Below are 13,060 nucleotides of genomic sequence, written 5' to 3'. Positions count from 1 at the left end.
CCCTCTGTCCGGGAAGCGCAGCGAGGACTCGGAAGATTACACACGCCACCCCGGGGCAGGGGCCGGATGGCACCGGGGTGGCGCGTGCCCCGGTGTTGTCGAAAGACACCCCGAGGAACTTCCAACCCAGATACGTGGGGGCGTGCTTTCTCGGGTCATTTCGCGCGAATTATGCCGCGCGGCTGGCACGCGGGGCGCGAGGTGGCTTCGCCGTGCGTCGCGGTGGGCTCAGTGGGCGACAGGGGCCAGCGTCGCGGGGCCACCGGACTTCACCCAGCGGACCAGGGCCAGCGCCGTGCGCTCGTCGAGCAGGTCCGCGTACGTGGGCATGGGGGTGCCGGGCTGGAACTGCTCCGGGTTGCGCACCCAGCGCACCAGCTCGGTGTCCGAGCGGCGGGACGCGCGGGCAATCTGCTCGTGGTAGCGGGCGCCGGGGGCATGGCAGCCCGCGCAGCCCAGCTGCGTGAAGAGCTTGGGCGCGTCCACCTTCGGAGCCGCGGGCCGGGGTCTGCGGGGCGCGGGGCTCGACGCCACCGGAATGGTGGCGGGAGACGTCGTACCCGCAGCGGTGTTCGAGGTCACCGTCGTGGCCGAGCCATGAGGCGTCGCGCCTCCAGCGGTGTTCGAGGCTGCCGTGGCGGCCGAGCCGTGAGTCGCTGAGTCTGCCACGGTGGTGGCCGAGCCATGAGGCGTCGTGCCCCCAGCGGTGTTCGAGGCCACGGTGGTGGCCGAGCCGTGAGACGCCGCACCCGTCCCAGTCGTGGTGGCAGACGCAGCCTCCGCCACGGTCGTCGACTCGGAGCCGTCCTCGCTCTCCGCACCATCGAGCTTCGTCACCCAGGTGGGGCGCACGGACGTGGCGGTGAGGCGCGGGCGGGCGCCATCCACGTTGTTCTTCTTGGGCGGCACCGAGCGCAGATAGTCATAGAGCGCCTGCGCCTCCACCGCGTCCATTCCGCGGAAGCGGGGCATGGGCGAGCGCAGCGCGGACCCGTCCGGCGCGATGCCGTCCTTTACCGCGCGGGTGAAGTCCTCCAGCGTCCAGTGCGCGAGCCCCGTCCCGTGGAAGGTGATGTTGCTCGACTCGACGTCCTGTCCCTCGGGGTCCTTGAAGGACATGCCGCCGGAGAAGACCTCGTCGCCCTCGGTCTTGCGTGGGCTGAAGCCCGGCGTATGACAGGACGCGCAATCATAGACGTCATGCGCCATGTAGCGGCCGTACTCCAGCGTGGCCGCCTTCTCCGGCACGGGGATTCCCAGCGGCGGACGGGGAATGGGCTCGTTGCCGGTGATGATGCGGAAGCCCAGCCCGCCGATGAAGCTGAACTCGGAGCGGGGCGCGGGCGTCGGGTCCGGCGTGAAGAGCGGATGTCCCGAGCGAAGGAACCCGAGCACCGCCGCCAGGTCCTTGTCCCCCATCCCGTAGCTGGGCATCACCATCAGCCGGCCATCCCGGCTCACCGCGTACCGGATGACGCGCGCCAGCTCCTCGTCCGTCGCGGAGCCGATGCCCGCCGTGGGATGGGACGTCAGGTTGGAGGCGTGGAACTTCCCCATGTACGACGGCAGCTCGTGCAGGGGCGCGCCGGAGGCCGTCTCGTTGTCACCGCCGCGGTGACACGACTCGCAGCTCGCGTGGAAGATGGCGGCGCCGCGCGCGATGGCCGCGGGCGAGGTGTCCGCCTGGAGCTTGGGATAGGGCGCCTTGACGGTGCCGGCACATCCGGCCAGCAACACGCTCGCCAACACCATGCTCCTCACGACACCGCGGACCTCGCGTCGCATGTGCTGCCCTCTCTCCTGGAACCGGGGCCCGATGTTTATCCCATCCCCCCACCGTCCCGGGAGGGGGGCTCCTGCTCTCGGGTGAACGGGCAGCTCCTTGGAGTGTCAACGTCACCCGCCCGGCTGGCCGGGCTCCTGGCTAGACTCGCGCGGATGACGCGCCCTCTCGAGTCCTACCGTGCCCTGTTCCCCGTGCTGCGGGAGCAGCTCTATTTCAACCACGCGGGAGTGGCCCCCACCAGCCTGCGCGCCGCCGAGGCCGTGCGCGGGTGGATGGAGGACCTGGTCCACCATGGCATCCAGCACGAGCGGGGCTGGGAGGCCCACTGCGAGCGCATCCGCGCCCTGGCGGCCCGCCTGCTGAACGCGGAGCCGGGCGAGATGGCCTTCGTGCGCAACACCAGCCATGGCCTGGGGCTCGTCGCGGAGGGGCTCGACTGGAAGCCCGGGGACGAGGTGGCCGTGGCCACGTCGCTGGAGTACCCCTCCAACGTCTATCCCTGGCAGCACCTGGCGGACCGGGGCGTGGTGGTGCGCGAAATCGAGGCACCGTCCGGCGGCGTCACGGTGGAGGCGGTGGCCCGGGCGCTCACCCCTCGCACGAAGCTGGTGGCGGTGTCCTCCGTGCAGTTCGCCACCGGCGTGCGCACGGACCTGGAGGCGGTGGGCGCGCTGTGTGAGAAGGCCGGCGTCCTGTTCTGCGTGGACGCCATCCAGAGCGTCGGCTGTGTGCCCGTGGACGTGAAGAAGTGTCGCATCCACTTCCTCAGCGCGGACAGCCACAAGTGGATGCTCGGCATCTCCGGCATTGGCGTGCTGTACGTGGCGAAGGCGGTGCTGCCGCGCGTGCGCCCCGTGCTCGTGGGCTGGCGCAGCACCACGGACGCGTGGAACTTCAACCGCACCCACTTCGAGCTGCGCCCGGACGCCGGCAAGTTCGAGGAGGGCAGCGCCGCCTACCCTGGCCTCTACGCGCTGGGCGCCGCGCTGGAGCTGCTCCAGGAGGTGGGCGTGGAGAACATCGAGGCGCGCATCCAGGAGCTGCTCGCGCGCCTGGAGAAGGGCCTCGTCGAGCTGGGCTGCGAGGTGGGGCCCACGCCCGGGCTTCGCGCGGGCATCCTCACCTTCCTGCCGCCCGGGGCCAACGTTCGGGCGCTCAGCGCGTACCTGTCCGAGCACCACGTCTCCCACTCCGTGCGCCGGGGCCGCATCCGCCTGTCCCCCCACTTCTACAACCTGCCGTCGGAGATGGACCGGCTGGTGGAGCTGGTGAGGGGCTTCGGCGGCTGACTTCAGCGCCTACTGCTGCGCGGGGAAGAGCGTCTCGATGGAGAGGTAGCGCTCGCCGGTGTCGTAGCAGAAGCACAGCACGCGGCTGCCGTCGGGCATCTCACCCAGCTTCTGGTTCACCGCGGCCAGCGCGGCGCCGGAGGAGATGCCCACGAAGATGCCCTCCTCGCGCGCGGAGCGGCGGGCGAACTCGGCGGCGTCCTCCTCGTTCACCTGGATGGTGCCGTCGAGGATGTTGGTGTGCAGGTTCGCCGGGATGAAGCCCGCGCCGATGCCCTGGATGGGGTGGGGGCCGGGCTGGCCGCCGCTGATGACGGGCGACTTGGTGGGCTCCACCGCGAACACCTTCAGCTTGGGCCAGTGCTGCTTGAGCACCTCGGCGCAGCCGGTGATGTGGCCGCCCGTGCCCACGCCCGTAATCAGGTAGTCGAGCCCGTCCGGGAAGTCCTTCAGGATTTCCTGCGCGGTGGTGCGCTTGTGCACCTCGATGTTGGCCTCGTTCTCGAACTGCTGGGGCATCCACGCGTCGGGCACCTGCTCCACCAGCTCCTTGGCGCGGGCGATGGCGCCCTTCATGCCCTGGGCGCGCGGGGTGAGCTCGAACGTGGCGCCGTAGGCGGACATCAGGCGGCGGCGCTCGATGCTCATCGAGTCCGGCATCACCAGCACCAGCTTGTAGCCCTTCACCGCGGCCACCATGGCCAGGCCGATGCCGGTGTTGCCGCTGGTGGGCTCGATGATGATGCTGTTCTTCTTGAGGATGCCGCGCTTCTCCGCGTCCTCAATCATGGAGAGCGCGATGCGGTCCTTGATGCTGCCGCCGGGGTTGGCGCGCTCGAGCTTCATGTGGACCGTGACGCGAGACGGAAACAGCCGGTTGATACGCACGTGCGGCGTGTTGCCGATGGTCTCCAGGATGTTGTTCGCCTTCATGTCGGGCCTCGTCGGGGGCTGCGCGGTGGGTGCTTCGGGAGCGTTCAGATGTGGAACTCGATGGCGTCCATGGCGCCGTCGGCCCCTCGGGGGCGAATCTCGCTGCGGCGAGTGACGACCGAGTTGGGGGGGATGCTCTGGGTGAGCCAGGCGTTGCCCGCGACGATGCTTCCGCGCCCCACCACCGTCTCCCCGCCGAGGATGGTGGCGTTGGCGTACACCACCACGTCGTCCTCGAGCGTGGGGTGGCGCTTCTTGTCGGCCAGGGCCTTCTCCACCATGAGCGCGCCCAGCGTGACGCCCTGGTAGACGGTGACGTTGTTGCCGATGAGCGTCGTCTCGCCGATGACCACGCCGGTGCCGTGGTCGATGACGAACCTGCGGCCGATGGTGGCGCCCGGGTGGATGTCCACGCCGGTGCGCTGGTGCGCGTGCTCGGTGAGCAGGCGCGGCAGCAGCGGGAAGCCGAGCGTGTGCAGCGCGTTGGCCACGCGGAAGATGGCGATGGCGAGGAAGCCCGGGTACGTGAGGATGACCTCGTCCACGGAGCGCGCGGCGGGGTCGGCCTCGAAGATGGCCTGCGAGTCCTGTCGCAGCCAGTCGTAGAGCTCCGGCAGCCGCTCCATGAAGCGCGTGGGGATGCTGGCGTTGATGTCGGGGTAGAGCGGGGCGAGCGTCTCGCGCAGGCGGTGGAGGCTGGCCTCCACGGTGGTGACGTCCCGGCGCACGGCGGCGGCGGTACACTCCAGGCGCTCGGCGAAGTGGGGGAACAGCAGTCCGAGCACCTGTCCGACGAACTCGGGAGCCGCCCGCCGCACATCCGGGGGGAAGCAGTGGCGCTGTCGGGCCTCCAGCAGCGCGGCGACCAGCCTGGCGTTTGAGTCTTCCATGAACCTCCCCCTTTTAATGCGGTGCGTGGTGAGCGCGCATCAGGGGAACGCCCGATTCGGTGGTGGGGAGGAGCCCAGTGGACAGGGGCGCCGCCCCGGCCGGTCCCCGGGCGGGGGGCAGGGGCGCCTTGGCGCCTGGAAGGGCCGGGGGTTACCCAGGGGGATGCCAGAAGGGAACATCATCCACCGGGTGGCGCGGGTCCATGGCCGCTGGCTGTCGGGCCGGCGCTTCACGGCGGACTCGCCGCAGGGGCGCTTCGGAGACGGGGCGCGGGTGGTGTCCGGGCGGGTGCTCCAGGCGGTGGAGGCGCACGGCAAGCATCTCTTCTATCGCTTCGAGGGCGAGGTCCGGCTGCATGTGCACCTGGGGTTGTTCGGGAACATCCGCCACTTCCGGAGCGAGGCGCCTGTGCCGTCCCCGGCCTGTCGGCTGCGGCTGTCCTCGCCCCACGCCACGCTGCACCTGACCGGGCCGCAGGCCTGTGAGCTGTTGACGGCGGAGGACGAGGCGAAGCTCCGCGCGAGGCTCGGAGAGGACCCGCTGCGCGCGGAGTCGTCGCCCGAGCGTGCGCGCGAGAAGCTGTGTCGGGGGCGGATGCCGCTGGCGCTCGCGCTGTTGGACCAGGAGCGGCTGTCCGGCGTGGGCAACATCCTCCGGGCGGAGGCGCTGTTCCTGGCGAGGCTTCCCCCGTTGCTGCCGGCGGGCGCGCTGAGCGAGGCGGACTTCGCGAGGCTGTGGGACGTGCTCCAGCGGCTCTTGGCGGATGCGTCGCGGGATGGGCACATCGTCACGCCGGGCGCGCCGCGGGTGCCGGAGTGTGTCGCGGGCAGGAAGCGCGCGGAGCGCTTCTGTGTGTATGGCCGTGAGGGGCAGCCCTGTCCGCGCTGTGGCACGAAGGTGTGGAGGCGCGAGCTGGCGGCGCGGGGGCTGTTCTTCTGCGCGGAGTGCCAGGGCGTCGACGCGGTGCCTCGACCTCGGGTCGCGAAGAAGAAGGCCCGTACCGTCCAGGTGAAGCGACGCGACGCGCGGCGCGAGATGAAGAAGCGGACCGCCCGCTCGACGGCCCGGTGAGGTGCCGCGCAATTCCTGCGCGACGATGGGGAGTGTGCAGGCGGGGACGGTGAGGCTTGCCCACCGCGATGGACGGCGTGACGATGCCGGCATGAGCCCACTGCCTCCCTCGTACGTGCATGGCACCAGTTCCACTCCGCTGCTTGGAGAGACTATCGGGCAGAACCTGCGGCGGACGGTGGAGCGGTACCCGGACGGCGAGGCGCTCGTGGTCGTCTCCCAGGGCTACCGGGCGACGTACCGTGAGCTGTGGGACACCACGACGCAGGTGGCGAAGGGGCTGCTGGCCATGGGCGTGGAGAAGGGGGACCGGGTGGGGCTCTGGTCTCCCAATCGCTTCGAGTGGGTGGTGACGCAGTACGCGACGGCGCGCATCGGCGCCATCCTGGTCAACCTGAACCCGGCCTATCGCACGGCGGAGCTGGAGTACTCGCTCAACCAGTCGGGCACCAGCGTGCTCCTGCTGTCCAAGGGGTTCCGGCAGACGGACTACAAGTCGATGCTGGAGCAGGTGCGTCCGCGCTGTCCCGAGCTGCGCGTGGCGCTGGTGCTGGACGAGGACTGGGAGCTGCTCCTGTCCAACGCGAAGCACGTGAGCGGGCACACGCTGGAGGCGCGCGAGGCGTCGCTCCAGTTCGATGACCCCATCAACATCCAGTACACGTCCGGGACGACGGGCTTCCCCAAGGGGGCCACGCTGTCGCACCACAACGTGCTCAACAACGGGTACTTCATCGGGGAGTCGCTGAAGTACGGCCCCGCTGACAGGGTGTGCATCCCCGTGCCGTTCTACCACTGCTTCGGGATGGTGATTGGCAACCTGGCCTGCACGTCACACGGCTCCACGATGGTGATTCCGGGGGAGGCCTTCGAGCCGCTGGCGGTGATGCAGGCGGTGCAGGCGGAGAAGTGCACGTCGCTGTACGGCGTGCCGACGATGTTCATCGCGGAGCTGGACCATCCGCGCTTCGGCGAGTTCGACTTCTCCACGCTGCGCACGGGGGTCATGGCGGGCTCGCCGTGTCCGGTGGAGGTGATGAAGCAGGTGCAGTCGAAGATGAACATGCGCGAGGTGACCATCTGCTACGGGATGACGGAGACGTCACCGGTGTCGACGCAGAGCTCGCTGGATGACCCGCTGGACAAGCGCGTGTCGACGGTGGGGCGCGTGCATCCGCACCTGGAGGTGAAGGTCGTCCACGCGGAGACGGGCGAGGTGGTGCCGCGCGGGACGGCGGGGGAGCTGTGCACTCGGGGGTACAGCGTGATGCTGGGGTACTGGGCGAACGAGGAGGCCACGGCGAAGGCGGTGGACCGCGCGGGGTGGATGCACACGGGTGACCTGGCGACGATGGACGCGGACGGCTACGTGCGCATCGTGGGCCGCATCAAGGACCTCATCATCCGGGGCGGGGAGAACATCTCGCCGCGCGAGGTGGAGGAGTTCCTGCACACGCACCCGGGCGTGAGCGAGGCGCAGGTCATCGGCGTGCCGAGCGTGAAGTACGGCGAGGAGGTGATGGCCTGGGTGAAGGCGAAGCCGGGCGTGGCGCTCACGACGGAGGAGCTGACGAAGCACTGCACCGGGCGCATCGCGAGCTTCAAGATTCCGCGCTACTGGAAGCTCGTGGATGCGTTCCCGATGACGGTGACGGGCAAGGTGCAGAAGTTCCGGATGCGCGAGGTCTCCGTCGCCGAGCTGGGGTTGCAGACGGCGGCGGACATCAAGACCGCCTGAGCGGCGGGCTTTACCGACGGCGGGGCGAGGGCTTCACCTTGCGCGCGGTGGAGGTCTTCTTCGCGGCGGGCTTCTTCTTCGCCGAGGGCTTTTGGGCGGGAGCCTTCTTCGCCGGGGTCTTGGTGGCCTTGCGTGGAGCGGCGGCCTTCTTCGCGGGCTCCGCAGGAGTCTTCTTCGCGGCAGCCTTCTTCTTCGGCGCCTTCTTCAGCGCGGCCCGGGTCGCCGCGTCGACGCCGCGACGGGCCCAGGGCAGCAGCGCGTAGGCGTCATCGCTGGCGTCGGCGGGCGGCGTCCAGTAGCTCATCTCGATGCGCTGGCCCCCGCCTTCCCAGACGAAGGGACGGCAGCCCGCGGCCTGGAACTCCGGTCGGGAGATTTCGTCCGTCTTCAAGTAGAGCTGGCCGTCGCCGATGAGGCCGAACATCCGCCCGCCGAAGTACAGCCCCCAGCCGCCGAACATCCGCCGGGCCTGCACCGGGCCGAGCTTCTCCAACAACTCGACCGTGTACTCCACGAAGCTGTCCATTCGAGCCATGCGCGCGGAGGTTTACCAACTTCTGGAACCGTGCGGTACAGGCGTGGCGTGACGACGGATGGAGGGCTTCTCCCGCTACGGGTGCGTGCCAGTCGCGGATGGCTCAGTCGTGGGAACTTCCCTGATCTGGATGCCGGTGTCGCCCAGTGAGCGGAGCACTTCCACGAAGCGCTCGCTCACGACGGTCACCGTGGGGTCCCAACGAAAGCGGAAGAGGTCCAGAGAGGACGAGTTCTCGACGGGATCGAGCCACCAGACCTTCGGCGCTTCTGCCAGGCGTTGGACTCCGCAGACGGTGCAGGGTGCCCCTGGAGGAGCCACGCCGCACTCCGGTGCGAGGTTGCCCCCGGACTGGAGCTCGAGCTCGAGCAGCGGCGGTACATCACGCGCTGCTGTCACGGCCGTCGGAATCGGGGTGATGCCGCGCAGTCCAGCGGCGAGCAATCGCTCGACGCCCTCGGGCTGGGCGAAGAGGCGCCAGGGCATGTCCATCGCAACAGGGGACGGGCGTCCTCGGGCCTTTCCTACCAGTGGCCCCATTCCGATTCCCGAGCGGGGAACTGCGCCTGCTGGGAGGAGCGGTAGGACGCGGTCCTGAAGGGGCGCGTACTCGCTCCAAGGGACGAACCTTGCCTTCCGGTACTGCCGTTCTTCGGGCAGGCCGGACAAGTCGACGCTCGGGTAATCGATTCCGAGGGCAGGCCCGGCATGACAGTGAGGACACTCCGTCCCGGGTAATACCCACCGGCGCTTCGCGTTGAGGCTCCAACGCCATCGCGTGTCACCCAGGTCGAAGATGGGGGCCAGGCTGAAGTAGCGCATCAGTCCTCGGCGATTCGCATGTTGGCGGTGAGCTGCTGCCAGTACGTCATCGGCATCCCCACGAGACGATAGCGCTGGACCATGAGCCCACCAAAGTCGAAGAGCCGCTGGCGCACTTCCGCGGGTCTGGGCCCGCCCTCCAGATTGGCCTCTCGCTCCACCTGCGTGATGTACTGGAGCCAGTCCGCGTTCCACGGGGCACCATGCCCACCACCGTGGATCTCCTTGTGCCGCTTCACGTCGATGGCCAGAACGTATTCGTGGATGTTGATCTGGCGGAACGCGAAGTAGTCCGCGAACGCACGGGGGAAGATGTGGTGCTTCTCTTTCGTGGCCTGCTCCCACTCCTTTCTCGCCTTCCGGAGCTCCTTCTGACTCGGTAGCTCCTCGGGGCGCTCCTTCCGGAAGACGAGCACGGGCTCGCGGCCGGGCAACACCTGCGGAGCTCCCCAGTACCGCTGCGGCGAGTTGCCCACCCCTGCCATCGGTGTGGCGGGGGCGCCCGTGCGGAATGCCACCGTAGCGGCTGCGACGTCCTCGCATCGGTAGAGCCCACACGCGCCGTCTTCGCACGCGATGGTGACGCATCCCTCATCCCCGTCGTCTTCCGCCGCCTCGCGGCAGTCCTCCGCGGATTCCTCCTCGAGCGACAGCTCGAAAGTTCCCGCTTGGACGGCAGGTGCCGACGCACAGCTGGCGAGCAGGAGCAGCAGCACAACCCACCACTCACGCTTCGCCATGGATGTCCCCCCGGACATGGTGTTCTCCCTGTTTGGTTTGTTAGCGGAAGGTCGCCACCAGCGGGTTGTGGTCCGACGTGTCTCCCACGTCGATGACCTCCGCGGAGACCAGTCGCTCCGCCATGCGCGGCGAGGCGAAGACATAGTCCGTGCGGTAGTCGATGGTGACGCCGCCCCGGTTGCGCCGCGCCGTCACCCAACGCGTCGAAGCCGCCCGCGTCGGCAGCGTGTCCACCCAGCCGTAGTCCTCGATGTCGTCGATGACGTCGAAGCGCGGTGGATGTCCATACTTGTCCGTGCCCGCCCGTCGCAGCCGGTCCTCCAGGTCCACCGGATATGGGTCCCTGCGCGACAGCGAGTTGAGGTCGCCGACCAGCAGATATTGCCCCTCGCGGAACCGGGACGCGTCCAGCAGCGAGCGCAGGTAGCGCGCCTCCACGTAGCGCAGCTTCTCGTGGTGCGCGTCGAAGTGTGTGCCGAACAGCGTCACCGGGCCGCTGGCCTCCAGCTCGCACTCGACGATGCAGTGGCCCAGGAAGTGCCGGTCATTGTGGATACGCAGCGAGCGCAGGGGAGGGCGGCTCACCACGGCGACGTGGTAGCACCGCCCGCTGGGCCGCGAGCGGGACTGTCCCAGCACCAGGTGCGCCTCGTCCTGCGGCACGTCCAGCGCCTCGGCCACCCGACGCAGCCTCCCGCCGTCGTCCCAGCCCAGGCACTCCTGGAGCACCAGCACGTCCGGTGCGTTCCGGGCGAGGAAGGTGACGATGTCGTCGAACCGCTCCTCGCCCCCCTGCAACACGTTGAACGTCATCACCTTCAGCGGCATGAATCTCCTCTCTCGCCCAAAGGGCGCGTGAATGGGCTCGCCAAGCTACCGCACCCGCGAGCCCGAGGCCGCTCCCGCGCGCCTGCCCGCCCCCCATGGCTCGGGCATCGCTCGCACGCTCTCCACGATGAACGACTTGAGCTCGCGCGCCGCCGCGGTGAGGTAGCCCTCGCCCCGATGCACGAGCGCCACCTGGCGCTTCAGCCCGCTCTTCACGAGCGGCACCACGTCGAAGCCGCGCGACTGGTGGTCCCGCGCCATCAGCTCCGGGATGAGCGCCACGCCCAAACCGCGCTCGACCATGCGCCGCATCGCCTCCGCGTTGTCCGTCTCCAGCGCGAGCCTGGGCGTCACCCCGCGCGCCTCGCACTCGGCCTCCAGCGCCCGCGTCCCGCTCATGCTGGGGATGACCACCCACGTCTCCTCCACCACGTCCGCCAAGGTCAGCGGCCGGGTGACCTTCGTGAGGCGATGCCCACGCGGCACCGCCAGCACCAGCACCTCCTCCCACAGCTTCTGCGCCACCAGGTCCGTGTGCCGCACCGGCAACGACACGATGGCCAGGTCCAGGACGCCTCGGACCACGTTGTCCTCGAGGGCCGTGCTTATGCCCTCGCTGAGCCGGGGGAGCACCTCCGGGAATCTCCGCGCGAACGTCGGGATGATGTCCGGCAGCAGGTACGCCCCCACGGTGTGCAACGTCCCCAGTGACACGGGGCCGCGAGGCGTCCCCGACAATCGCTCCAGCTCGGACGTGCCCGCGGCCAGTGCGTCCAGTGCACGTCGTGCATGGGGCAAGAAGCGTTCACCCGCGTCGGTGAGCACCGCGCCAGCGGGCGTGCGGACGAGCAGCCGGGTGCCCAGCTCCGCCTCGAGCGCCTGGAGCTGCCGGGACAGTCCGGACTGGGACAGTCCCAGTCCCTTGGCCGCCGGAGAGAGGCGCCCCTCTTGTGCCACTCGGAGAAAGGCCTGGAGCTGGTCTCGAGTCATGCGGATTCGGCAACAACTCTATGCGGAAGTTGCGATTTCCGCATGACCAGCCCCCGGTTACACGTTAGGAATGGATGGAAGCGGTGTGTCGGTAGAGCCGGTGCCCTCCGCTCGGCCCGGGGTGGCGAGGCGGACGGCCACCGGGGCGGTGCTGCTGGCCCTGGTGGTCAGCGCCTTCGAGGGCACGGTGGTGACCAGCGCCATGCCCACCATCACCCGCGAGCTGGGCGGCCAGCACCTCTACTCGTGGGTCTTCTCCGCGTTCCTCTTCGCCTCCACCGTCGGCGTGCTCATCTCCGGCAAGCTGGCGGACCGGCTCGGCCGCAAGCCCGTCTTCTTCGCGGGCATGGGGTTGTTCCTCGTCGGCTCCGCGCTGTGCGGGCTCGCCGACTCCGTGCACGCGCTCATCGCCTTCCGGGTGCTGCAAGGGCTCGGCGCCGGCGCGCTCCAGCCCACCACGCTCACCATCAGCGCGGACCTCTACACGCTGCGCGAGCGCGCCGCCGTGCAGGGCCTGTTCACCGGCGCGTGGGGCGCGGGCAACGCGGTGGGTCCGCTCATCGGTGGCTGGCTGGTGATGCACGCGTCGTGGCGGTGGGTGTTCCTGGTCAACGTCCCCGTGGGCCTGTTCGCCGCGCTGCTCCTGTATCTCTCGTACCGAGACCCGCCGCGCCGCACGGACGTGAAGCTGGACCGCTGGGGGCCCGTGCTCGCGGGCACCTCCGCCGCGATGCTCCTGTTCTCACTGGAGCCCGGGCACGCGGAGCTCAGGTGGCTGTGCCTCCTGGGTGCGGTGGTGCTGGGCGCGGGGCTGGTGTTCCAGCAGCGCAAGTCCCACGCGCCCCTCCTGCCGATGGAGCTGGTGAAGGACCGCACGGTGCTCAGCGGTGTCGCGGGAGGCATCGCCGGTGGCGCGCTGCTCTACAGCATGGCCGCGTGGGTGCCGCTGTGGATGACGGAGCAGGGCGGACAGACGCCCATCGTCGCCGGACTGACGCTGCTGCCCATGTTGCTGGGATGGTCCGTGGGGTCGACGTTCGGCGTGAAGCTGCTGGTGCGAGGCGGTATGCGGCTCAGCGCGGGCGTGGGCTTCGCCGTGGCGGCGACGGGCGCCGGGCTGCTCGCGCTGACGGCCGCGTACGGGTGGGGCACGTATGCGGCGCTCGCCTCGCTCGCGGTGCTGGGCATGGGGCTGGGCCCCGCGGCGAGCACGTCGCTCATCGGCCCGCAGTCGCGTGCGCCCTGGCACCACCGGGGCATCGTCACGAGCAGCCTCTACGCGACGCGTCTGTTGGGAGGCTCGCTCACGGTGGCCGCGCTGGCTCTGGCACGAGGCCACTTCGCCTTGCAGTTCGCCATCGCGGGCGGGCTGGCCGGTGTCGTCGCCCTGGGGCTCGCCGTGGCCGCTCCCGGCAAATCCACGAGCGAGGCCTGAG

The 13,060-nt window shown here is 69.7% G+C and carries 12 protein-coding genes; 4 read left to right on the top strand and 8 right to left on the bottom strand.

Annotated elements, in window-relative coordinates:
* Positions 1 to 228: 228 nt before the first annotated feature.
* Complete coding sequence (locus tag VZQ01_RS10545; RefSeq protein WP_426747749.1) at positions 229 to 1,785, bottom strand: c-type cytochrome; 1,557 nt, start codon at positions 1,783 to 1,785, stop codon at positions 229 to 231.
* A 153-nt stretch (positions 1,786 to 1,938) separates the two neighbouring features.
* On the opposite strand from VZQ01_RS10545, the gene VZQ01_RS10540 reads away from it, so the two are divergent.
* Positions 1,939 to 3,075, top strand: coding sequence for an aminotransferase class V-fold PLP-dependent enzyme (locus VZQ01_RS10540; protein ID WP_426747748.1), 1,137 nt, complete (start codon positions 1,939 to 1,941; stop codon positions 3,073 to 3,075).
* Positions 3,076 to 3,084: 9 nt separating this feature from the next.
* Here the strand turns inward: VZQ01_RS10540 and cysK are convergent, their stop codons facing one another.
* Positions 3,085 to 4,008 carry a cysteine synthase A gene (gene cysK / locus VZQ01_RS10535; RefSeq protein ID WP_426747747.1) on the bottom strand — a complete coding sequence of 308 codons (924 nt, stop codon included), beginning with the start codon at positions 4,006 to 4,008 and terminating at the stop codon, positions 3,085 to 3,087.
* A 44-nt stretch (positions 4,009 to 4,052) separates the two neighbouring features.
* Positions 4,053 to 4,898 (bottom strand): serine O-acetyltransferase, encoded by an 846-nt coding sequence (locus VZQ01_RS10530; protein ID WP_223747890.1) that lies wholly within the window; start codon positions 4,896 to 4,898, stop codon positions 4,053 to 4,055.
* 163 nt (positions 4,899 to 5,061) lie between these two features.
* Here VZQ01_RS10530 and VZQ01_RS10525 point away from each other — a divergent pair, with 163 nt between their 5' ends.
* The gene (locus VZQ01_RS10525; protein WP_426747746.1) at positions 5,062 to 5,970 is read left to right on the top strand and encodes an Fpg/Nei family DNA glycosylase; all 909 of its coding nucleotides are present in this window, start codon (positions 5,062 to 5,064) and stop codon (positions 5,968 to 5,970) included.
* Positions 5,971 to 6,061: 91 nt separating this feature from the next.
* A complete protein-coding gene (locus VZQ01_RS10520) occupies positions 6,062 to 7,708 on the top strand; it encodes an AMP-binding protein (protein ID WP_223747892.1) in 1,647 nt (548 codons plus the stop codon).
* Positions 7,709 to 7,718: 10 nt separating this feature from the next.
* On the opposite strand, the gene VZQ01_RS10515 is transcribed toward VZQ01_RS10520, so the two are convergent.
* From VZQ01_RS10515 to VZQ01_RS10495, 5 genes are all read right to left on the bottom strand, one after another.
* Positions 7,719 to 8,243 carry a TfoX/Sxy family protein gene (locus VZQ01_RS10515; RefSeq protein ID WP_426747745.1) on the bottom strand — a complete coding sequence of 175 codons (525 nt, stop codon included), beginning with the start codon at positions 8,241 to 8,243 and terminating at the stop codon, positions 7,719 to 7,721.
* 75 nt (positions 8,244 to 8,318) lie between these two features.
* Positions 8,319 to 9,065, bottom strand: a complete 747-nt coding sequence (gene sitI6, locus VZQ01_RS10510) for a SitI6 family double-CXXCG motif immunity protein (protein WP_426747744.1) — start codon at positions 9,063 to 9,065, stop codon at positions 8,319 to 8,321.
* Positions 9,065 to 9,805, bottom strand: coding sequence for a SitA6 family polymorphic toxin lipoprotein (sitA6, locus tag VZQ01_RS10505; protein ID WP_426747743.1), 741 nt, complete (start codon positions 9,803 to 9,805; stop codon positions 9,065 to 9,067). The genes sitI6 and sitA6 overlap by 1 nt, the downstream gene beginning before the upstream one ends.
* Before the next feature lie 40 nt (positions 9,806 to 9,845).
* Positions 9,846 to 10,634, bottom strand: a complete 789-nt coding sequence (locus tag VZQ01_RS10500) for an endonuclease/exonuclease/phosphatase family protein (protein ID WP_426747742.1) — start codon at positions 10,632 to 10,634, stop codon at positions 9,846 to 9,848.
* A gap of 45 nt (positions 10,635 to 10,679) precedes the next feature.
* On the bottom strand, positions 10,680 to 11,624 hold the full coding sequence (locus VZQ01_RS10495) for a LysR family transcriptional regulator (RefSeq protein WP_426747741.1): 945 nt from the start codon (positions 11,622 to 11,624) through the stop codon (positions 10,680 to 10,682).
* Positions 11,625 to 11,694: 70 nt separating this feature from the next.
* Between VZQ01_RS10495 and VZQ01_RS10490 the strand changes: the two genes are divergently transcribed.
* Positions 11,695 to 13,059: an MFS transporter gene (locus VZQ01_RS10490; protein ID WP_223747895.1), complete on the top strand. Its 1,365-nt coding sequence runs from the start codon at positions 11,695 to 11,697 to the stop codon at positions 13,057 to 13,059.
* Position 13,060 lies beyond the last annotated feature (1 nt).

The sequence above is a fragment of the Myxococcus faecalis genome (assembly GCF_050039385.1).
GTDB lineage: Bacteria > Myxococcota > Myxococcia > Myxococcales > Myxococcaceae > Myxococcus > Myxococcus fulvus.
The sequence above is the reverse complement of the archived record's forward strand: the minus strand, read 5'-3'. Positions and strand labels throughout refer to the sequence as shown.